Origin of the sequence: Chitinophaga oryziterrae, from assembly GCF_009758125.1 — a bacterium.
Classification (GTDB): Bacteria; Bacteroidota; Bacteroidia; order Chitinophagales; family Chitinophagaceae; genus Chitinophaga; species Chitinophaga oryziterrae.
In genome coordinates this window covers 279,546-301,531 of record NZ_WRXO01000002.1, presented here as the reverse complement: position 1 = coordinate 301,531, position 21,986 = coordinate 279,546, and the positions used below count along the sequence as shown (strand labels likewise).

Sequence of the window (21,986 nt, the reverse complement as noted above, 5' to 3'; positions counted from 1 at the left end):
GTTTACTAAAACTTATAACTGATGGTTGTACTGTATGTACGCCCAGGCTTTGCCCTGAAATCAATCGCATCCTTATCACTCTGGTACAACAACTGTTTTGTTGTAGGTGCCTTGGTACCATTCTCGATTTCTGGCTCACCATCAAACCTGTTACTATATACAATAGATGAACTGTTCAAAAGATTCGATACATTAAATTTGATTTCTCCATGCTGTTTAAAAAAACGTATGGCCACCTGTGCATCCAGAGATTGTAACGGACGTTCAAAAAGAGAATGCTGATAAGATTTATCAGGACGGAACATCCTGTTACTAACATAGTTATATACCAAACTTAATGACACAGGCTTCACATCGTAATAAACACCTCCATTTACAATATAATTGCTGGCTCCGGCCTGTGGTCTTTTCTCCTCTTTCGCAATTTGTTCAACAGGTATTACTTTTAAAGGATTCACAGGGTCAAGTGAATTGTAATTAATGTCCATAGGAGTTACATAAGACGCTAACGTGGTGAAGTTACCATAGAGCGTGAAATTACGCAGCACAGGCAGCTGTGTGAACGCTAATGATTTACGCATTTCCACTTCCAGTCCGTAGTTCTTTGCACTCTTATCATTCTTCAATTCAAAGATCCCACCACTCTGCGTATTTGCATAGATTTCCATTGGATAATCAAACTTCTTATAGAACAGAGAAACAGACATTACTTCACCTGCTCCCGGATACCATTCATAACGGAAATCATAATGGTGCGCCAGCGTAGATTGTACAGGCGTATTACTCAGATAAATACCTCCTAACTCAAAGTCATACTCTCTGAAATAAGATAAATCCCTGAGATCCGGACGAATAATACTTTTAGCATAGGCTACGCGCAGGTTCATCTTGCTGGTAAGGCTGTAAGTAAGATTCACCGAAGGGAAGAAGTTCCAGTTAGGCTCCCTGTTTAACAACTCAGTGTAATCAAGCTTATTGTCCGCATTACGGCTTTTATTGATCTGGCTGAATAATGAGTCCAGTACAGCATTCGCTCCGTTCAGATTATAATATTCAGCTCTTACCCCCCCTACCAGTCTTAACCGGTTCCCTATCTTGGTATCAATCATTCCATACATTGCATGTAACTGAACAGTACGATGGAAATTATCACCAAAAGGAACGATATGATAGTCTACTTCATTCTGTGCTGTAAAAGCATTTGCAAGAGGCTGAGGGTAACCATCATGATTATTAAACGTAGTACCTACATTGAACACATAAAAGAGACGGTCTTTGCTCCATCCGGCATAGCCTGCTTTAAATGTATTATTTAAAGGAACCTTGCCTAAGTTAAACTGTACAGGTACTGATAAAGACGCATCCCATGTATAGTTTTTTTCCAGGGCACGGGTCCACCAGCGTAATGCCCCTTTATCACTACCGCTGCTGGCTGCATTCAGAATACTATATTCATTAGGAGAACCATCCGTCTTTTCAAATGGTGTAGTGACCTGGTGGTTATCTGGTTTCTGACGGTCCAGGTTCATATAACCTCCTACCCATTTAAATTTTATCCCGTGCTTACCAAGGCTATGCTCTCCTTTCAGCAGATTCTGCCACAGGGTAGTTTGTGTTACGAGATCATAATATCCAAGCTCAAAACCACCTCCATTGACCTCTCCATTTGTACCGGTACCCAGAATCAACTGTTCATCGAGTGTACGCAGATACATGCTCTGAAATCCGATACGGTTGCGGGCATCCCTGTATCCTACTGCCAGTAAGCCTCCTATATTGGTAGTAAATCCGTATCTCTTACCTTTAAAAGTGGCATAAGATTCAACATCAGAACTATCTTTGCTATAAAAACCATCCCGGCTCATCCTCACATCCTGTGTAGATAATGTATTACGATATCCAAAAGACGCTACTACGCCTATTTCTCCATCTTTAACAGGCATCACACGTCCTCCGGAAATCTGGTAATTCTGCGACGGAGCAGCCTTCAGATTATATAATCCCCAGTTATTGCTGAACATGTCTGCAGTCTTATCTGATGCATTGAATTTCGCAACCACATCATTCCTGTTTTTCCAGTCCAGCGTACCGAGTAAATCCCTATGAGATGCTACCTGTCCTGAATACTCTTTATTCTCACGCTTTAGTGTTAGAAAATCCTTGCCTGTAGTCTTATCATTATAACTACCACCTACACTTACATTCAGAAAGTTGGAAGTAGGGATATCCAATGTATTTACTTCTACCAGTCCACCGCCAAATTCAGCGCTACGGTCTGGTGTCAGCGTTTTTACTACGGTTACGTTATCAACAATATTGGAAGGGATGATATCAAAACTGAAGTTCTTCCTGTTCAGCTCTGTGCTAGGCATTACCTGTCCGTTCAATACAGCCTGGTTATAACGCTCGCTCAAACCACGTACTACTACATATTTATTATCCATAGTAGACAAACCACTTACACGTTTTAATACTTCACCTATATTTTTATCCGGGGTACGTGCAATTTGTTCTGCACTGATACCATCTGAAATAGCCGCGTTATTTTTCTGTAAAGCATAGAGCCCTTCTACGGATGCCTTTTTATAATTACCGGTAACGGTTACTTCTTTTAAATGAGAACTATTGCTTTTCAGCACAATGTTCAAGGGTAAAACATTTTTCTCTTTAACAATTACTTCGGTCACTTTTCTGGTATCGAAAGAAACATAACTGAATGTAAATGTATAAGTACCTGGTTGCAGACTTAATTCATAACTACCATCTACACTTGTCACTGCGCCAACGCCATTATCAGCTTGTACGGTTACACCTGGTAACGGCTCATTTTTACTATCTACTACCTTACCCGTAACGCGGCCTTTATCCTGGCCTGCAGCACGTTCCTGCTTACCTTGTTTTAATGCGACTGTTTTATTAGTAAAAGCGATATCAAGTGGTGCATATACATCCAGATAGTGTAATACATCTGCCAGTGGCTGATTAGTAAATTTCACAGATGTCAGCACACAATGGTGCAGGTATTCAGGATCATAAGTAAAAGTATACGGAGTCTGTTTTTCAAGTGATTTCACTACGACATCTGCAGTAGTATTTTCAAGGTTGACAGACACCTTTTCTGAAAGAGATTGATATGATTGCGCGAACAGCGCCACAGGAGTTCCTGTTACTAAAAAATAGAGCAGGAACGCTTTCCAATTTTGCATAGCTTTCCCATTACAAAATCTGTTTGTAGATTTTTGCATACTTGAATATTACTTTTTGTTATAAATAAATACAGAACCGGGCCCCCCGGGAGTTATTGTTGTTGTACCTTTCTTATTTTATTTCATACGTGTTGCCGCCCAATTTCACAATTTTAAATCCATGTACATATTGTATTGCTTCCAGTATATTGTCTAAAGATTCTCCAGCAGAGAACACCCCTGATACTTTACGTCTACCGGACACAGTACTGTCCATAATGATCCGGCATCCCAATCTCGTCTGCAGTTTGGCAAAAACATCTTTCAATGGCATACCATCAAATACCAGTTTGCCATATTTCCAATCCAGTACTTCCCTTATTTTAAATACAACCGGTACAGCCGTTACCTGACCTTCGCTATACTGTACCATTTGACCTGGTTTTAATATGCAGGAGAAAGAGGCGGCTATTACAGAGACCTTACCTTCTACCAGACTTACCTGTATATTTCCATCCGCAAGGTTAGACGTAGAAATATTAAAGGCCGTTCCCAGCGCGGTAGTTACCAGTTCACCGGTACGTACACTGAACGGGCGTTTGGGATCATGTGCTACTTCAAAATAAGCCTCCCCGTTCAGCGACAATTCTCTGCTTGTATCATTATAATTATAGGTATATGCTAAAGAAGAATGCGGCCCTAACCATACTTTAGACCCATCTGTCAGTGATAAGAGCTTGATATCGTTGCTCTTGTTGGAGAGCGTATCCCAGTTAAACGCCAGGGGTGCTTTACCGGCAGTATGGAGCCCTGACTGCCACAACCATGTACATACTCCTAATAAGACCGCCACGGCCGCTGCAACGCTGTATAAACGACGATATATATGATTGCCTGTCTTTTTTATTTTCACCGGCTGACTCAAAGCATACATCTGCCCGAACCAGTCGTCTACTTCCGGCGCTTCCGGTTGTTTCAGCCAGGCTTCTGCCATCGCAGCTTCTTCAACTGTACAGTTACCTTTAAAGTATTTTTCAAGTATTTGCGGATCTATCTTCATTTCCTGTGTGTGGTAATAAGAGTACGCAGATCAATAGAGGAAGTACCAACGGGATAAGTGGAGTTTACAATTCCTTAACACCGGCCCTGCCGGGCAAAAGAAAAGCGTATGGTAGATACCATACGCTTGTTGTTAAGATTGTCATGTGAATGTTCGAGAATGCAAATCGTGCAGATCCTTCTGGGACCTGTTAATTATATTAGTACCTAATGATAAATAATGTTTATTGCTAACAATAAATAATGTTGCTGAATATAGTATGTTGCTGGCATAAAGTCTTTATAACAAGGTTTTACAACACGTTCCTCTACAATGCTTCCTCATTCTCTGCGGGTCTGTTTCCCCCGCGTTAGTAATAGTACACCTTTAAAATTTTTAATGACAAAGGGTTTTCTATTCATACGTGTTGCGCCAAGGGTTATACACAAATCATTCTTCGGGTCCGGAAGTGTTCATGCAAATTACATCAATTCACTGAAAGTTCCACAGCAGTAAAATAAAATTTCAACTTTTTTACATACAACTTTTGTGTGAAATAAAGCACTTCCTTGTCCTCTCTAGCTATTTACCCTGTGTTCTTACCGCAATATAGTATAATGGGATACCAAGCAGGATAATTCCCAGTCCGGGTAAAGCATAATTACTCTCAAAAACTAACAGTAACAAAGCCAGCGAAGTTGCTACCACTATATATATGAGTGGCAACACAGGATAACCGAATGCCTTGTACGGACGAGGTGCTTCGGGACGTTTTTTACGTAAGATAAAGATACCCAGTATGGTTAACACATAGAATATCAATACCCCAAATATCACTAATACTAAGAGGTCATTGTATTTTCCGGAAAGACATAACAGAGATGCCCAAACGCACTGTATCCATAACCCATTGGCTGGCACATTAAAAGAGTTCAGTTTGGCCGCTTTTTTAAAGAACAGACCATCTTCTGCCATCGTAGAATAAATCCTTGCTCCAGACAGGATCAACCCGTTATTACATCCGAAAGTAGATACCATGATCATCACAGCAATGATCGTAGAACCAACCCCGCCGAAGATCTCCTGCGCCGCCGCTACTGCTACACGGTCTTTTGCTGCAAATGCAATATCATGCAATGGCAATACTGCCAGGTACATCAGGTTAGCACTTACATATACGATGGTAACTAACAGTGTTCCAAAGAATAATGCACGGCCGATGTTCTTCTGCGGGTTCTTGATTTCCGCTGCAATGAAAGTAATGTTGTTCCAGGCATCACTGCTGAACAGGGAACCTTTCATGGAGATAGCCACCGCTCCAAACAGTGCAAGACCTGATAATAAGGTGGTTACAACTTCTCCGTTATTCTGTGTCAGCGATACAGCATCCCAGGCATGTGCCCAGTTCGCATTCCATATCTCCTGTTTTGCTCCCAGCAGGAAACCGAAGATAATCAGGCCAAACAGCGATAACAGCTTGGCCAGTGTAAACACCGTCTGTATGATCTTACCATTACGGATACCGCGGGTATTGATCCAGGTGAGTAAGACAATGGAGATAATGGCGACTACCTGAGCGGCCGAGACTTTCAGGAAGCCTAAGTCCATCAGTATGTTTTCTTCACTAAAGGAAGGAATGATATAAGAGGAGAATTTTGCGAAGGCAACTGCCACAGCGGCAATCGTACCTGTCTGAATTACACTGAATTGCGTCCATCCAAACAGGAAGGCTACAAACGGATTATAGGCTTCCCGCAGGTATACGTACTGTCCGCCTGCTTTTGGGAACATCCCGGATAGCTCTCCGTAACTAACTGCTGCTATGATCGTAACGATACCTCCCAGTACCCACATAAGCGTGAGCCAGCCGGCAGATCCCAGGTTACGGGTAATTTCTGCTGACACGAGGAATACACCTGATCCTATCATAGATCCGGCAACAATCATGGTAGCATCCAGCAGGCTGAGGCTGGGTCGGAAAGCCGAATTCTGGTTGTTCTCCATACAGGTTAATGGTTATATATTGGTATAATTAGAAAATCCCGTTCAGTCTGATAGACTGAACGGGATTCCAAGTTAAAGTTTTTTTTATATGTTTTGCTATAGCAAGTATTATTTTTTCTCAGAAGCATCAGCTTCATTCAGCCCTTTAATTACCTCATTGGTAATATTATACTGTTCGTCTTTATATAGTACATTGCTGGCCCCGGAGCGATAAGAAAGGATATATGCATATTTTTTGTCGCTGTTGAACTTCTGTAAGAAGTCGTTCAGCCTCTTCTGCAATTCCTCGTTGAATTTACCCTCCTGTTCGGCATACTGCGCACGCATGTTCTGTGCTTTACCTTCCAGTTGCTGTTGTTTGTCGTATAACACGCGCTGAGCGGCTTCCCCGTCTGCCTGTGTCATACTCTGTGCTTTACGCTGAAAATCAGCTGCTTCGTTCTGTAATGCCCTTACGTTAGCTTTCAGTTCATTATCGATCGCCTGCTGTTTCTTTTCCAGTTCCGCTTTCTTCTCTTTGAAGTAATTATAGTTTGCTTCTACGGTATCAATATCCACATAAGCAATAATAAACCCTTGATTAACAGTTGCTGTATTATTCCCTGTTGTAGTTGCGGCAGCGGTTGTGCTGCCTTGTTTAGCTGGCTGCTGACAAGCCATGAACGTTCCGGCTGCCAATGCTGCCAATACTCCGCTTTTCACAAATTGTTTACTAGTGCGCATGTTGTTAGGTGGATTTTTTAATCTCCTTTGATTCGATTTAAAAATTGAACGGCTAAAATAAGGTTTTTACACGATTATAGGTAGTGTCCAGCCATCTTAACAACACTTTCACATTTCATATTTTAATGCATAAACGTTACCAGTTTAAAACTATCCGCCACGAGCGCATTACCATATACGATCCAGCTATAGATCTTATGGTCCTCTATTACAAAGTTGGAATCAATATTCCCTCGCAGGCTCAGGCTTGAATCTGCATAACGGATATCACGGATATGTGCCCCTGCCTGCACCGGTATAAAACCGGTGACCGCCTGGTAACTGATACGCTGATACCGTAAAGTATCGCCGAGAAAAAAATCAAGTGTTACCTGGTTGGGAACAGCATCGTAGGTATCACTCAGGTTCACAATACGCAGGTTACCCATGTTGGCCGCTGGTGGAGTGAGATTATCTTCCGCAGCCAGCAGACGCAGGTTATTATTATGGTCCAGCGAAAGGAATATAGAGTAGTAATGATTGTTGCGCAGGCTGATTTGCCCGCCTGCAATGGTATCCAGGCGATTACCTGTTTCAAAGATGTATAAGTTATAACGTTTAGCCAGGAAGCTGTGATAACCGGTACTTTCTCCGGGACCGAGGTTAGTACCGATAGTAGCTGTATCGATGGTTACATCATATTGTTTGCCGGGTACTGCAAAAAATACATTGACACTGGAACTGGTAACAGGGATAGAACTATCACTGCTTTTATTACAGGCGATGAAACCTGATATAAGAAGTATAACTATTAAAAGGATCCTTTGCTTCATAACACATTTGAAAGTTGCGGAAAGTTACAGGTAAAAAAAATGTCCCGGGCAAAGAGCCGGGACATTTTTTTTATACAATGATGTACTAAACTATTCTTCTTCGTCGAACTGGAATACTTCTTTAGAAGACGCCAGGATGTCGTATTCTTCTTTAGAACCAACGATCATGTTTTCGAACTCGCGTAAACCTGTACCTGCTGGTATCAGATGACCCGTGATTACGTTTTCTTTCAGGCCAAGCATATCATCTGTTTTACCGTTGATGGCTGCAGAAGACAGTACTTTGGTTGTTTCCTGGAAGGACGCAGCAGAGATCCAGCTGTGAGTACCCAGTGATGCTTTGGTAATACCCTGCAACAGTGGGCTGGAAGTAGCCGGAGCAGCGTCGCGGTATTCCACCAGTTGTTTATCTGCACGGCGCAGTAAGGAGTTTTCTTCCCTCACCTGACGCAATGTTACGATCTGGCCGGCTTTCAGATTGGCGGATTCACCAGGTTCTGTTACTACCTTTTTATCGTAGATATGATCGTTCTCTTCAAAGAATTCAAACTTATCGGTGGTATCACCTTCCAGGAAGCGTGTGTCTCCGGGATCTTCGATATTCACCTTACGCATCATCTGACGCACGATCACTTCAATGTGTTTGTCGTTGATCTTCACACCCTGTAAGCGATAAACTTCCTGGATTTCGTTCACCAGGTATTCCTGTACTGCGAACGGTCCTTTGATAGAGAGGATATCTGCCGGAGTGATGGAACCATCAGACAAAGCTGTACCTGCTTTCACGAAGTCACCGTCCTGTACCAGGATGTGACGTGTCAATGGCACCAGGTATTTCTTGATGTGACTTTCACGGCTTTCAATGATGATCTCACGGTTACCACGTTTGATGTTACCGAAAGCTACCACACCATCAATTTCAGATACGATGGCAGGATTGCTTGGGTTACGTGCTTCAAACAGTTCAGTTACACGTGGCAGACCACCCGTGATATCTCTCAGTTTACCGAGGATACGTGGGATCTTCACGATAACCTGACCAGCTCTTACAGTATCTCCTTCTTCAATTACGATATGTGAGCCAACTGGTAAGTTGTAAGATTTCACTTCTTTATTACCATCTACGAACAGAGACGGGATCTTGTTCTTGTCTTTGGTTTCAATTACCACTTTCTCGCGGTGACCTGTCTGCTCATCAGCTTCTTCACGGTAGGTGATACCTTCTATGATGCTGTCGAAGCGGATCTTACCTGCAATTTCAGAAACGATAACGGCATTGTAAGGATCCCATGTACAGATGATATCCCCTTTCACCACTTTCTGTCCGTCTTTCACCAGCAAGGCAGAACCGTAAGGGATATTGTTGGTGATCAGTAAACGATCATTCTTTACATCCACAATACGTAATTCACCTGTACGACCAATTACGATCTGTACTTTTTCACCGTCCTTATCTTCGTAAGTAGTGGTTCTCAGACCATCAAACTGGATAGTACCATCGAACTTAGCCTGTAAGCCGGTATCTACTGAAGTAGAACCAGCCACACCACCTACGTGGAACGTACGCAGTGTCAGCTGTGTACCAGGTTCACCGATCGACTGAGCTGCAATGATACCTACGGCATCACCACGCTGTGTTACATAACCGGTTGCCAGGTTTTTACCGTAACATTTCACACACACACCTCTGCGGCTTTCACAGGTAAGTACGGAGCGGATTTCTACGGTTTCGATAGCGCTGTTATCAATCTTATGAGCGATATCTTCGGTGATCATACCACCTGCTGCCACGATCAGTTCTTCCGTGTGTGGTTCAAACACATCGTGCAGGGAAGTACGGCCTAAGATACGGTCGTATAATGGTTCAACTACTTCTTCATTGTCCTTCAGTGCAGAAGTAGCAATACCACGGAGGGTACCACAATCTTCTTCATTGATTACCACGTCCTGTGCAACGTCTACGAGACGACGGGTCAGATAACCAGCATCCGCTGTTTTCAACGCCGTATCCGCAAGACCTTTACGCGCACCGTGCGTAGAGATGAAGTACTCCAATACGTTCAGACCATCTTTAAAGTTGGACAGGATCGGGTTTTCAATGATCTCAGAGCCACTGGAACCACTCTTACGCGGTTTGGCCATCAATCCCCTTAAACCTGCCAGCTGTTTGATCTGCTGTTTGGATCCACGCGCACCAGAGTCAAGCATCATGTACACAGAGTTGAAGCCCTGTTTGTCATTCGCCAGCTCACGGATCAGCGTTTCAGTTACTTTGGTATCTGCACGGGACCAGATATCGATAATCTGGTTATAACGTTCGTTATTCGTGATCAGACCCATGTTATAGTTCTCCCAAACTTCGTCCACTTCACCGGTAGCACCATCAATCATGTGCTGTTTAACTTCCGGTATGATCAGGTCATTGATGTTGAATGACAGACCACCACGGAACGCAGTGCGGAAACCAAGCTGTTTGATATCATCCAGGAACTTCGCAGTTTTCGGGATGTCTGTATATTTAATGATGTCACCGATGATTTCACGCAGTGACTTCTTAGTCAGCAGTGCATTTACGAAACCAGCTTCTTTTGGAACGTGCTGGTTGAAAATTACACGGCCTACAGTTGTTTCGATCAGTTTCCATTCCAGTTCATCCTTTTCGTTACGTATTGTTGCCTTTACGCGGATGTTGGCATGGAGGTTCACTTTCTCTTCGTTATAAGCGATGATCACCTCTTCTGCGGAATAGAATGCTTTACCTTCTCCTGCTACCTTTTCGGTTTCAGTTGATCTCTTACCCTTGGAGATGTAGTACAGACCCAATACCATGTCCTGTGAAGGCAGGGTGATTGGCGTACCGTTCTGCGGGTTGAGGATATTGTGAGATGACAGCATGAGCAACTGTGCTTCCAGTACTGCTGCATTACTCAGCGGTACGTGCACAGCCATCTGGTCACCATCAAAGTCGGCGTTGAACGCAGAACACACCAGTGGGTGTAACTGAATAGCCTTACCTTCTACCAGTTTAGGCTGGAATGCCTGGATGGACAGACGGTGCAGGGTTGGCGCACGGTTTAGCATTACAGGATGTCCTTTCAGTACATTTTCCAGGATATCCCAAACAACTGCTTCCTTACGGTCTACCAGTTTCTTCGCTGATTTTACGGTTTTAACGATACCTCTTTCGATCAGTTTACGGATAATAAACGGTTTGAACAGCTCTGCCGCCATATCTTTTGGCAGACCGCACTCGTGCAGTTTCAGTTCAGGACCTACCACGATAACAGAACGACCGGAGTAATCCACACGTTTACCTAACAGGTTCTGACGGAAACGACCTTGTTTACCTTTCAGTACATCGGACAATGATTTCAGGGCACGACCACCTTCTGCTTTCACTGCGTTTGACTTACGGGAGTTATCGAACAGGGAGTCTACCGCTTCCTGCAGCATGCGTTTTTCGTTACGCAGGATCACCTCTGGCGCCTTGATCTCGATCAGACGTTTCAGACGGTTGTTACGGATAATTACCCTGCGGTACAGATCGTTCAGGTCGGAAGACGCAAAACGGCCACCATCCAACGGCACCAATGGGCGCAGTTCAGGCGGTACTACAGGGATATATTGCATCACCATCCATTCAGGATGATTTTCTACACGTCCATTCGCTTCGCGGAATGCTTCCACCACGCTCAGACGTTTTAAGGCTTCTGCCTTACGTTGCTGGCTGGTTTCAGTAGCCGCCTGGTTACGGAGCTGGTAAGACAGGCTATCCAGGTCTATCCTGGCCAGCATCATCTCTACCGCTTCAGCACCCATCTTGGCGATGAATTTGTTTGGATCTTCATCCGGCAGCATCTGGTTATCTTTTGGAAGCGTATCCAGTACATCCAGATATTCTTCTTCCGTTAACAGATCGCCATAGTTCATGCCTTTTTCCTGTTTGGCACCAGCCTGGATGATCACGTATCTTTCATAATACACGATGGTTTCGAGTTTCTTGGAACTCATACCCAGCAGGTAACCAATCTTATTAGGCAGGGACTTAAAGTACCAGATGTGAACAACAGGAACAACCAGACGGATGTGACCCATTCTTTCACGACGTACTTTCTTTTCAGTTACTTCCACACCACAACGATCGCACACGATACCCTTATAACGGATACGTTTATATTTTCCGCAATAGCACTCATAGTCTTTTACGGGGCCGAAGATCCTTTCACAGAATAAACCATCACGTTCCGGCTTGTAAGTACGGTAGTTAATGGTTTCCGGCTTCAACACTTCCCCGTAAGAGCGCTCCAGAATGGAATCCGGAGAAGCCAGACTGATGGTAATGCTGCTAAAGTTTGATTTAGGACGATTTTCTTTCTTGATGGCCATATATGTTGTTTAAAGAAAATTCACATGTAGAATTAGAAGCTGCAACTACTAAGAGCTACGGCAGTACTCCGTTTTACGAAATACTGCCTGCTGCCCATAGCTTATATTTTGTAACTACTAATCAAATTTCAGATCCAGACCCAGACCGCGGAGTTCATGTATTAATACATTGAATGATTCCGGAACGCCTGCTTTCGGGATATTATCACCTTTCACGATCGCTTCATACGCTTTCGCACGGCCTACGATATCATCCGATTTAATGGTTAACAGTTCCTGCAGGATATTGGATGCACCATATGCTTCCAGTGCCCACACCTCCATTTCACCAAAACGCTGACCACCAAACTGTGCCTTACCACCCAACGGCTGTTGTGTAATGAGACTGTATGGTCCGATTGAACGGGCGTGCATCTTGTCATCTACCATGTGGCTTAATTTAAGCATGTAGATAACACCCACAGTCGCTTTCTGGTGGAAACGATCACCGGTTTCTCCATCATACAGGTAAGTATGACCAAAGCTTGGCAGTTTAGCTTCTGTGATGTAGTCTGCTATTTCTTCAGTGGTAGCACCATCGAAGATTGGTGTAGCAAACCTTAATCCCAGCTGCAGACCAGCCCAACCCAGTACGGTTTCGTAAATCTGTCCAAGGTTCATACGGGAAGGTACGCCCAATGGGTTCAGTACGATATCTACCGGTGTACCATCTTCCAGGAACGGCATGTCTTCATCACGTACAATCTTGGCAACGATACCCTTGTTACCGTGACGGCCTGCCATCTTATCCCCTACTTTCAGTTTACGTTTGCTGGCCAGGTATACTTTCGCCAGTTTCAGTACGCCGGCTGGTAACTCATCACCAATTGAGATGTTGAACTTTTCGCGTTTGTAGCGACCCAGTTCTTCATTGTACTTGATGTTATAGTTATGCAGCAGTGTATTGATCTGATCGTTGGTACCCTCGTCTGTAGTCCAGCCCAGCGGATTTACGTTCTGGAAATCGATGTTCGCAAGGTTCTTCTGAGAGAACTTGGAACCTTTGGAGATCAGTACTTCACCATATGTATTGGTGATACCGGATGAAGTTCTGTCTTTCAGTAAAGTAAGCAGTTTGCTCATCAATACTTCCAGCAGGTCTTCTTCATTCTTCTGGTGTACTTTTTCCAGTTTTTCCAGGGACGCTTTTTCGCGGGTCTTGGAGTTTTTATCTTTCTTGGCGCGACTGAACAATTTCTTGTCAATTACCACACCTTCTGTGCTTGGAGGAGCTTTCAGAGAAGCATCTTTCGCATCGGAAGCCTTATCACCGAAGATAGCACGAAGCAGTTTTTCTTCAGGAGAAGGATCAGATTCACCACGTGGGGTGATCTTACCGATCAGGATATCACCTTCTTTGATGTGCGCACCTACACGGATGATACCGTTCTGATCCAGATCTTTGGTAGCTTCCTCACTTACGTTTGGAATATCCGGAGTCAGTTCTTCTTCACCCAGTTTGGTATCACGTACTTCCAGTTCATATTCATCGATATGGATGGAAGTGAAGAGATCCTCGCGGCCTACACGTTCAGAGATTACGATCGCATCCTCAAAGTTGTAACCTTTCCATGGCATGAATGCCACTTTCATGTTACGACCCAGGGCCAGCTCACCACCACGGGTAGCATAACCTTCTGTGAGGAAGTCGCCGTATACCAGCTGTTGTCCTTTCTTAACGGCAGGACGTAAGTTGATACAGGTACTCTGGTTCGTTTTAGCGAATTTAACCAGTTGATATACTTTCAGGTCATCTTCAAAAGACACCAGTTTCTGCATTTCATCCCGTACGTAACGTACATGGATCTCATTTGCATCCACGAATTCAACGGTACCATTACCTTCTGATGTGATCTGCAGACGGGAGTCACGGGCTGCTTTACCTTCCAGACCAGTACCTACGATAGGCACCTGTGGATTGATCAGCGGCACTGCCTGACGTTGCATGTTTGATCCCATCAACGCACGGTTGGCATCATCATGTTCAAGGAACGGAATCAGGGAAGCGCTCAAACCAACGATCTGGTTGGGGGCAACGTCCATGTATTCTACTTCCTCTCTGTCTAATATCGGGAAATCACCGGTTTCGCGGGATTTAACCTTTTCATTTAAGAAGTAACCATTTTCATCCAACGGTGCATTTGCCTGGGCTATCTTCACAGAATCTTCTTCCTCAGCGCTCAGGAACTGTACCTTGTCCATATCCACTTTACCATCACGCACCTTGCGGTAAGGCGTTTCAATAAAGCCCATGTCGTTCACTTTAGCGTGTACGCAAAGGGTAGATATCAGACCGATGTTTGGTCCTTCCGGAGTTTCGATAGTACACAGACGGCCGTAGTGGCTATAGTGTACGTCACGCACCTCAAAACCTGCTCTTTCACGACTTAAACCACCGGGCCCGAGCGCGGAGATACGACGTTTGTGCGTAATCTCTGACAATGGGTTGGTCTGATCCAGGAACTGGCTCAGCTGGCTGGTACCGAAGAAGGAGTTGATCACGGAACTTAATGTTCTCGCATTGATCAGGTCTACCGGAGTAAATACTTCATTATCGCGTACGTTCATTCTTTCGCGGATGGTACGGGCCATACGGGCCAGACCAACGCCGAACTGAGCGTACAGCTGTTCACCCACGGTACGTACACGACGGTTAGACAGGTGATCGATATCATCGATTTCCGCCTTACTGTTCGTAAGCTGTACCAGGTATTTTATGATGGAGATGATATCATCTTTGGTAAGCACCTTCATATCCAGTGGTGTAGGCAGACCCAGTTTCCTGTTGATCTTATAACGTCCTACATCACCCAGATCATAACGCTTATCAGAGAAGAATAATTTATCAATGATACCCCTTGCTGTTTCATCATCCGGCGCATCTGCCCCGCGCAACTGGCGGTAGATATGCTGAACGGCTTCCAGTTCGGAGTTGGATGTATCTTTATTTAAGGTATTGTAGATGATTGAGAAGTCGCCGCTCACCTCTTCTTTCTGCACGAACACGCTTTTCACGCCCATATCCACGATGGTCTCAATATTGGCCTCATCCAGGATACTGTCACGTTCAAGCATGATTTCATTACGCTCGATACTCACTACCTCACCGGTATCTTCATCCACGAAATCTTCCACCCAGCTTCTGAGTACACGGGCACCCAGTTTCTTACCAGCGTATTTCTCCAGGCTCTTCTTATCTGCTTTTACTTCATCTGCCATGCCAAACAGCTGCAGGATGTCCTTATCTGTTTCGTAGCCGATGGCACGTAACAGCGTAGTAACCGGGAATTTCTTCTTACGGTCGATGTATGCGTACATCACATTATTAATGTCTGTAGCAAACTCCATCCACGCTCCTTTGAACGGGATCACCCTTGCAGAGTAGATCTTGGTTCCGTTTGGATGTACAGATTGACCAAAGAATACACCAGGAGAACGGTGGAGCTGTGATACTACCACGCGCTCTGCGCCATTTATCACGAATGTACCTCTAGGCGTCATGTAGGGTATATTCCCAAGGAACACATCCTGCACAATCGTCTGGAAGTCTACGTGTTCCTCATCGTTACAGCTGAGGCGCAGTTTAGCCTTCAACGGTACCGAGTAGGTAAGCCCACGTTCAATACATTCCTCTATAGTATATCTCGGAGGGTCTACAAAGTAGTCCAGGAACTCCAGATTAAAGATATTTCTCGTATCTGTAATCGGGAAGTTCTCCTTAAATACTTTAAAAAGGCCTTCATTGTTACGTTTATCTGGTGTGGTTTCTAACTGGAAAAAATCCTTGAAAGATTGAATCTGAATAGCCAACAAATCTGGAGTCTCCGTAACTTGTTTGATCTTTCCAAAATTTACTCTTTCTTGTGTTTGGGCTTTTTTTAGAGACATATTCGAAGTTAGCAGTTATATTAACTTATATAATATTGTGAAGAAGCAAATCACAACATGAATCGGGGAAATTAAGATTTCTTTGCCAAATACCCTTCAAAAATTATCTGTCTTCCCTATTTGTCAAATCCACCGACCTGGTGATTTCCCCTTTTTGACTCTCCGAAAAGACACTTTCCCAAAGGGAAGAAGGCCAAAAGTGCCAGAAGCACTTTTGACCTTATAAAGAGGTATCCTTAAGCAAAGAATTACTGAATTTCAACGTCAGCGCCTGCTTCTGTCAATTTATTCTTCAGGTCTTCTGCTTCAGCTTTGCTCACACCTTCTTTCAAAGGTTTAGGAGCGCCGTCAACTAATTCCTTAGCTTCTTTCAGACCAAGACCTGTCAGATCTTTAACGATCTTAACTACGTTCAGTTTGCTAGCACCTGCAGATTTCAGGATAACGTTGAAGGCAGTTTTTTCTTCAGCGGCAGCTGGGCCTTCGCTTGCAGAAACTACAACTGCAGCAGCAGCTGGTTCAATACCGTATTCACTTTTCAGAAAATCGGCCAGTTCTTGTACTTCCTTAACAGTTAAACCTACTAATTGTTCGGCTAATGCTTTAACGTCTGCCATTTGTATAATTTTTAAAAGATGTTTGTAATGTTGTTAAACAGAGTGTTTTATAATTTGACTTGGAAGCCATTTTTGTGTGTTACCCGGGAGTAACTGATTATTCTGCTGCAGGAGCTTCTACACCAGCTTCTTCTTTCTTGCCTTTTTCCAGCAAAGCAGCGATAACGCGTTTTGCAGGAGATTGCAACAGACCGATAACGTCTCCAATGAGTTCGTTCTTCGTCTTGATCTTCACCAGGCTAGCCAGTTGATTGTCTCCCAGATAAACTTCGTCTGCCACGAAAGCAGCTTTCAGTTCCGGCTTCTCAACTTTCTTATTTTCCTTACGGAAAGTAGAAATGATCAGTGCCGGCTCTTTAGGACTGTCAGAGAACATCAGGGCAGTTACGCCATTCAGTGCACTGTACACACCTTCGTACTTAGTACTGTCCAGAGATTCCAATGCCTTACGGATGAGGGTGTTTTTAGCCACCTTCATTTCTACATTCTTATCAAAACAAACCTTCCTCAGGTTGTTCACCTGTGCAACGGTCAGAGACTCGGTGTTGGTGATGTAGAAGTTGTTATATTGAGTGAACTTGCTTTTCAGCAGTTCAATCGCTTCGTTTTTTTGATCTTTGTTCATAGCTTTTTTCAATTTGTTGATCTACCGGAAGGCGAATCAGTTAGTTTTGAACAGATTTAGTGTCAACTGTGATACTTGGGCTCATGGTGCTTGCCATTGCCAGGCCTCTCAGATAAAGACCTTTCGCGGTAGCAGGTTTTAACCTGATGATAGCGTTGATCAGCTCCTGTGAGTTCTGTTCGATTTTATCGGAAGCAAATGATACACGGCCGATAGAAGCATGGATGATACCAGCTTTATCTACCTTGAACGTAATCTTACCACCTTTCACCTCGTTAACTGCTGCCGCTACATCATTAGTAACAGTACCGGTTTTAGGGTTAGGCATCAGGTTACGGGGACCAAGTATTTTACCCAGCTTACCTATTTTAGGCATTACCGCCGGAGTAGCAACAATTACATCAATATCAGTCCAACCTGCTTCGATCTTCTGGATAAATTCATCCAGACCAACGAAATCAGCACCTGCTTCTTTTGCTGCAGCTTCTTTATCAGGAGTGCAAAGAACCAGTACACGTTTAGTTTTACCAGTACCGTGGGGAAGCGTTACGGAACCACGGATAGCCTGGTCTGCTTTCTTGGGATCTACGCCCAGACGGATATGTAAATCGACAGAACTGTCAAATTTTGTGCAGTTAAGATCTTTTACAAGAGAGGACGCTTCTTTCAGGCTGTATACCTTGTTTTTGTCCACCTTTGTATCGGCTGCTTTTCTTTTCTTCGTTGCCATTGCAAAATGTTTTAAAAGTTAACCTGCCTGTTCAGACAGGGTGACACAATTAATTGCCCCAAGGAGCGTTACCCTCAACAGTAATACCCATAGAACGGGCGGTACCAGCTACCATTTTCATAGCGCTTTCCTTTGTAAAGCAGTTCAGGTCGGCCATCTTATCAGCTGCAATAGCTTCAATCTGTGCCCAGGTTACCTTTCCTACCTTATTACGGTTGGGCTCTTTGGAACCACTCTGCAATTTGGCTGCTTCCAGTAATTGTACAGGTGCTGGAGGCGTTTTAATTACAAAATCAAATGATTTGTCGGTGTAAACAGTCAGCAATACAGGCAATACCTTACCCATTTTATCCTGGGTGCGGGCGTTGAACTGTTTGCAAAACTCCATGATGTTCACACCCTTGGAACCCAGTGCGGGACCAATCGGAGGTGCAGGATTGGCCTGGCCGCCTTTTACCTGCAATTTCACGTACGTTGCGATCTCTTTTGCCATGTTGTTTCAGTTTAATTTGGTGAAAACGTTCCGCCTAAGACGGGACTCCCAAAACTAAAAGGACGAAATTTTACCTTTTAAAGGGGATGCAAAGGTATATAATAATGTATTGATTCGCAAAAAGAATTTGCTTTCGGGCATCCTTTTTGCTATTATCACCTTTCTGAGGTTAAAATTTTACAATTCTATTGCAAAACTATTTTATATTAAACCGCCGGTACGAACATTCTGGGTCAACACATCCCCGGCAAGCCGGACAAATCTAATTTAATTTACCGGAATTCCCCAGCCCGTTAACAAGAATAAAATTATCTGTCCCGGATACCCCCCAACATTGTCTCCTATGGCCTCAACCTTCCCCGCTTCTATCTGTTATCTTTAATAAAATACCTCCAATTATGAAACGTCTGTTGTTATTTGTAACTGCCATTCTCCCCTTTTTCCACGCCAAAGCACAAAACGCCGATCAGCAGGCAGCCCAGAAAGCCTGGACGGAATACATGACGCCCGGTGAAATTCACCGGATGCTGGCGAAAGATGACGGCGAATGGACCTACGACCTGACCTACTGGATGACTCCCGGCGCCACCCCTACTTCCAGTACAGGTACTACCGAAAATAAAATGGTACTGGGCGGCCGCTACCAGGAATCTGTTCACAAAGGAAACATGGAAGGAATGCCATTCGAAGGTCATAGCCTGCTGGGCTATGATAATGCCAAAAAAATTTTCCAGAATACCTGGGCCGATAACATGGGTACGGGCATCATGTTAATGGAAGGTAAATGGGATGATGCGACCAAAACCATTACCCTCACTGGCAAAAGCTATGATCCTATGTTAGGTAAAGACGTGGAGATGAGACAGGTATACAAGATCGTTGATGATGATCATCATACCCTCGAAATGTATACCCCTGTTGCCGGTAAGGAGTTTAAGAACATGGAGATCAGGTATACCCGTAAGAAAATGTAATTGCTCAATATGGAGCACTGTATCTGTAGCAAACGAAAAAGTCCCGGCAGATTGCCAGGACTTTTTTTAATATTATAATAGAAATAGTTAGCTGATTTTCTCTACCTGCATGAAGTTGAGTTCTACAGGAGTAGCACGGCCAAAGATCTTCACAGTAACCTTCAGTTTCTTCTTATCTTCTATCACTTCTTCAATCACACCATTAAAGTCATTGAATGGTCCGTCGATGATCTTGATGGTCTCACCAACGATGAAAGGTTCGCTCATGGTCAGTCCGTTATCAGACATCTCATCTACTTTACCCAGCATCTTATTTACTTCTGCTTTACGCAGTGCGATAGGTTTATCCTTACCAAGGAAATGAATAACACCGGAAACGTTACGGATAGCCTGGATCACATCATCAGACATTTTACCGTCTATCGCTTCGATCATTATATAACCAGGATAAAAGTTCTTTTCGCGCATCACTTTTTTACCTGCCAGTACCTTGTACACTTTCTCCACAGGTAAAAAGATCTGAGCAATCATACTACCCCAGTCAGAACGGCGAACCTCAATATCCAGGTATTCCTTCACTTTTCTTTCCTTACCACTTACTACGCGAAGTACATACCATTTTGTATCCTGAGCAGGCGCAACAGCTTCATGCTCTACCTCAGGGATAGGAGGAGTACTTTGTTGCTCCTGTTCCTGATGTTCATGCTCCTCTTGTTGTTCCTGTTCGGGGTTAATTGATTCTTCGATCATTATCAGAACATTTTATAATACTGTGTTAACACTAAGTTAGAAAGGGCATCCATACCCCATACAACGAGTGTAATAACAACGGTTGCTATTAAAACTACCATTGTAGAGGACTGCAGCTCCTGCCAGGTAGGCCAGGACACTTTATGCACCAGTTCGTGATAAGATTCCCGGAAGTAAGTTCTAATCTTATTCATGGTTTATGATATTAACCGTTTGGAAACGTAAAAGGTGAAAAGTGAAATGTGATTAAAATCATTCACTTTTCACCTTTCACTTTTGACAATTTGGATGCACGGGCAGTAGGATTCGAACCCACATCAAAGGTTTTGGAGACCTCTATTCTACCATTGAACTATGCCCGTATAAAAAGCCATTAGCGGTGAGCGTTTGACTAATCAGCAGATCAAATTTACTAAATTTTATTCTGCTAATCGCAATTTGCTAATTGCTAATGGCCTTATCTCGAAAAAGTGATTACTTAATAATTTCTGTAACCTGACCAGCACCTACGGTACGTCCACCTTCGCGGATAGCGAATTTCAGACCCTTTTCCATAGCGATTGGCTGAATCAGCTTAACAGTCAGTGATACGTTATCACCTGGCATTACCATTTCAACACCTGCTGGTAATTCAACTTCACCTGTTACGTCAGTTGTACGGAAGTAGAACTGAGGACGGTATTTGTTGAAGAACGGAGTGTGACGGCCACCTTCTTCTTTGCTCAGTACGTATACTTCACATTTGAATTCAGTGTGCGGAGTGATAGAACCTGGTTTGCAAATAACCATACCACGACGGATCTGGCTCTTTTCAATACCACGTAATAACAGACCAGCGTTGTCACCAGCTTCACCTCTGTCCAATAATTTCTTGAACATTTCAACACCAGTACAGGTAGATGTCAGTGGTTTTTCCATCAGACCTACGATCTCAACGGGTTCACCTACGTTAATAACACCACGCTCGATACGTCCTGTAGCAACAGTACCACGACCAGTGATAGAGAAAACGTCTTCTACAGACATCAGGAAAGGCAGATCAACCGGACGAGGAGGTAATGGAATGTAAGAATCCACTGCATCCATCAGATCATCTACTGCTTTTACCCATTTAGCATCGCCAGCAAGAGCGCCGGTTGCAGAACCCTGGATAATTGGAGTATTGTCTCCGTCGTAATTGTATTTGCTTAACAGTTCGCGAATTTCCAGTTCAACCAGTTCCAGCAACTCAGGATCATCAACCAGGTCAACTTTGTTCATGAACACAACTATACGTGGAACGCCTACCTGACGAGCCAGCAGAATGTGTTCTTTAGTTTGTGGCATCGGACCATCTGTAGCGGCAACCACCAGGATCGCACCGTCCATCTGCGCAGCACCAGTGATCATATTCTTCACATAGTCAGCGTGACCAGGACAGTCAACGTGTGCGTAGTGACGACTTGCAGTCGCGTACTCAACGTGGGCTGTATTGATAGTAATACCTCTTTCTTTCTCTTCAGGAGCCGCATCGATCTCATCATATCCTCTCTTCTCTGCCAGACCCTTATTTGACAGGATCGTAGTAATGGCAGCAGTTAAGGTAGTCTTACCGTGGTCAACGTGGCCGATGGTACCAATGTTTACGTGGGGTTTATCCCGCTTAAAGGTTTCTTTTGCCATTGTATTTTACTTTTTAGATGGTTTGTAAAGATTGTATTGATAGTTGTTTTAAAAAAACG

Annotated in this window: 15 protein-coding genes and 1 tRNA gene; 1 reads left to right on the top strand and 15 read right to left on the bottom strand. The window is 43.9% G+C overall.

All coding sequences use genetic code 11. From position 1 onward, the window contains the following. Nucleotides 1–5 precede the first annotated feature (5 nt). The 11 genes from GO495_RS08930 to rplK all read right to left on the bottom strand — a co-directional run bounded on the left by GO495_RS08930 (nt 6) and on the right by rplK (nt 18,541). Nucleotides 6–3,206 (bottom strand): TonB-dependent receptor domain-containing protein, encoded by a 3,201-nt coding sequence (locus GO495_RS08930; protein WP_157299334.1) that lies wholly within the window; start codon nt 3,204–3,206, stop codon nt 6–8. A gap of 112 nt (nt 3,207–3,318) precedes the next feature. Further along, nucleotides 3,319–4,245, bottom strand: coding sequence for a FecR family protein (locus GO495_RS08925; RefSeq protein WP_157299333.1), 927 nt, complete (start codon nt 4,243–4,245; stop codon nt 3,319–3,321). A gap of 561 nt (nt 4,246–4,806) precedes the next feature. After that, complete coding sequence (locus GO495_RS08920) at nt 4,807–6,228, bottom strand: APC family permease (protein ID WP_157299332.1); 1,422 nt, start codon at nt 6,226–6,228, stop codon at nt 4,807–4,809. Nucleotides 6,229–6,336: 108 nt separating this feature from the next. Further along, a complete protein-coding gene (locus tag GO495_RS08915; protein ID WP_157299331.1) occupies nt 6,337–6,951 on the bottom strand; it encodes an OmpH/Skp family outer membrane protein in 615 nt (204 codons plus the stop codon). Between the two features lie 122 nt (nt 6,952–7,073). Beyond that, nucleotides 7,074–7,763 (bottom strand): DUF4397 domain-containing protein, encoded by a 690-nt coding sequence (locus tag GO495_RS08910; protein ID WP_157299330.1) that lies wholly within the window; start codon nt 7,761–7,763, stop codon nt 7,074–7,076. A gap of 90 nt (nt 7,764–7,853) precedes the next feature. Further along, nucleotides 7,854–12,149, bottom strand: coding sequence for a DNA-directed RNA polymerase subunit beta' (gene rpoC / locus GO495_RS08905; RefSeq protein WP_157299329.1), 4,296 nt, complete (start codon nt 12,147–12,149; stop codon nt 7,854–7,856). A 117-nt stretch (nt 12,150–12,266) separates the two neighbouring features. Then, nucleotides 12,267–16,076: a DNA-directed RNA polymerase subunit beta gene (rpoB, locus tag GO495_RS08900; RefSeq protein WP_157299328.1), complete on the bottom strand. Its 3,810-nt coding sequence runs from the start codon at nt 16,074–16,076 to the stop codon at nt 12,267–12,269. 248 nt (nt 16,077–16,324) lie between these two features. Continuing rightward, a complete protein-coding gene (rplL, locus tag GO495_RS08895) occupies nt 16,325–16,693 on the bottom strand; it encodes a 50S ribosomal protein L7/L12 (protein ID WP_089782546.1) in 369 nt (122 codons plus the stop codon). A 97-nt stretch (nt 16,694–16,790) separates the two neighbouring features. After that, the gene (rplJ, locus tag GO495_RS08890; RefSeq protein WP_089782545.1) at nt 16,791–17,318 is read right to left on the bottom strand and encodes a 50S ribosomal protein L10; all 528 of its coding nucleotides are present in this window, start codon (nt 17,316–17,318) and stop codon (nt 16,791–16,793) included. Nucleotides 17,319–17,358: 40 nt separating this feature from the next. Beyond that, on the bottom strand, nt 17,359–18,048 hold the full coding sequence (gene rplA, locus GO495_RS08885) for a 50S ribosomal protein L1 (RefSeq protein WP_157299327.1): 690 nt from the start codon (nt 18,046–18,048) through the stop codon (nt 17,359–17,361). A 49-nt stretch (nt 18,049–18,097) separates the two neighbouring features. Continuing rightward, entirely contained in the window at nt 18,098–18,541 is a 444-nt protein-coding gene (rplK, locus tag GO495_RS08880) for a 50S ribosomal protein L11 (protein WP_089782543.1), read from the bottom strand. A gap of 398 nt (nt 18,542–18,939) precedes the next feature. Between rplK and GO495_RS08875 the strand changes: the two genes are divergently transcribed. Next, nucleotides 18,940–19,515 (top strand): DUF1579 domain-containing protein, encoded by a 576-nt coding sequence (locus tag GO495_RS08875; protein WP_157299326.1) that lies wholly within the window; start codon nt 18,940–18,942, stop codon nt 19,513–19,515. Between the two features lie 87 nt (nt 19,516–19,602). Here GO495_RS08875 and nusG read toward each other — a convergent pair whose 3' ends face one another. From nusG to tuf, 4 genes are all read right to left on the bottom strand, one after another. Then, on the bottom strand, nt 19,603–20,265 hold the full coding sequence (nusG, locus tag GO495_RS08870) for a transcription termination/antitermination protein NusG (RefSeq protein WP_240915193.1): 663 nt from the start codon (nt 20,263–20,265) through the stop codon (nt 19,603–19,605). A 2-nt stretch (nt 20,266–20,267) separates the two neighbouring features. After that, nucleotides 20,268–20,459 carry a preprotein translocase subunit SecE gene (gene secE / locus GO495_RS08865; protein ID WP_089782540.1) on the bottom strand — a complete coding sequence of 64 codons (192 nt, stop codon included), beginning with the start codon at nt 20,457–20,459 and terminating at the stop codon, nt 20,268–20,270. 97 nt (nt 20,460–20,556) lie between these two features. Beyond that, nucleotides 20,557–20,627, bottom strand: a tRNA-Trp gene (locus tag GO495_RS08860). Between the two features lie 112 nt (nt 20,628–20,739). Further along, nucleotides 20,740–21,927 (bottom strand): elongation factor Tu, encoded by a 1,188-nt coding sequence (gene tuf / locus GO495_RS08855; protein ID WP_157299325.1) that lies wholly within the window; start codon nt 21,925–21,927, stop codon nt 20,740–20,742. Nucleotides 21,928–21,986: the final 59 nt, after the last annotated feature.

Excerpts from the sequence above, each read along its gene's own strand:
- GO495_RS08930 (WP_157299334.1), bottom strand. The coding sequence starts at position 3,206 with ATGCAAAATTGGAAAGCGTTCCTGCTCTATTTTTTAGTAACAGGAACT.
- GO495_RS08925 (WP_157299333.1), bottom strand. The coding sequence starts at position 4,245 with ATGAAGATAGATCCGCAAATACTTGAAAAATACTTTAAAGGTAACTGT.
- GO495_RS08920 (WP_157299332.1), bottom strand. The coding sequence starts at position 6,228 with ATGGAGAACAACCAGAATTCGGCTTTCCGACCCAGCCTCAGCCTGCTG.
- GO495_RS08915 (WP_157299331.1), bottom strand. The coding sequence starts at position 6,951 with ATGCGCACTAGTAAACAATTTGTGAAAAGCGGAGTATTGGCAGCATTG.
- GO495_RS08910 (WP_157299330.1), bottom strand. The coding sequence starts at position 7,763 with ATGAAGCAAAGGATCCTTTTAATAGTTATACTTCTTATATCAGGTTTC.
- rpoC (WP_157299329.1), bottom strand. The coding sequence starts at position 12,149 with ATGGCCATCAAGAAAGAAAATCGTCCTAAATCAAACTTTAGCAGCATT.
- rpoB (WP_157299328.1), bottom strand. The coding sequence starts at position 16,076 with ATGTCTCTAAAAAAAGCCCAAACACAAGAAAGAGTAAATTTTGGAAAG.
- rplL (WP_089782546.1), bottom strand. The coding sequence starts at position 16,693 with ATGGCAGACGTTAAAGCATTAGCCGAACAATTAGTAGGTTTAACTGTT.
- rplJ (WP_089782545.1), bottom strand. The coding sequence starts at position 17,318 with ATGAACAAAGATCAAAAAAACGAAGCGATTGAACTGCTGAAAAGCAAG.
- rplA (WP_157299327.1), bottom strand. The coding sequence starts at position 18,048 with ATGGCAACGAAGAAAAGAAAAGCAGCCGATACAAAGGTGGACAAAAAC.
- rplK (WP_089782543.1), bottom strand. The coding sequence starts at position 18,541 with ATGGCAAAAGAGATCGCAACGTACGTGAAATTGCAGGTAAAAGGCGGC.
- GO495_RS08875 (WP_157299326.1), top strand. The coding sequence starts at position 18,940 with ATGAAACGTCTGTTGTTATTTGTAACTGCCATTCTCCCCTTTTTCCAC.
- nusG (WP_240915193.1), bottom strand. The coding sequence starts at position 20,265 with ATGATCGAAGAATCAATTAACCCCGAACAGGAACAACAAGAGGAGCAT.
- secE (WP_089782540.1), bottom strand. The coding sequence starts at position 20,459 with ATGAATAAGATTAGAACTTACTTCCGGGAATCTTATCACGAACTGGTG.
- tuf (WP_157299325.1), bottom strand. The coding sequence starts at position 21,927 with ATGGCAAAAGAAACCTTTAAGCGGGATAAACCCCACGTAAACATTGGT.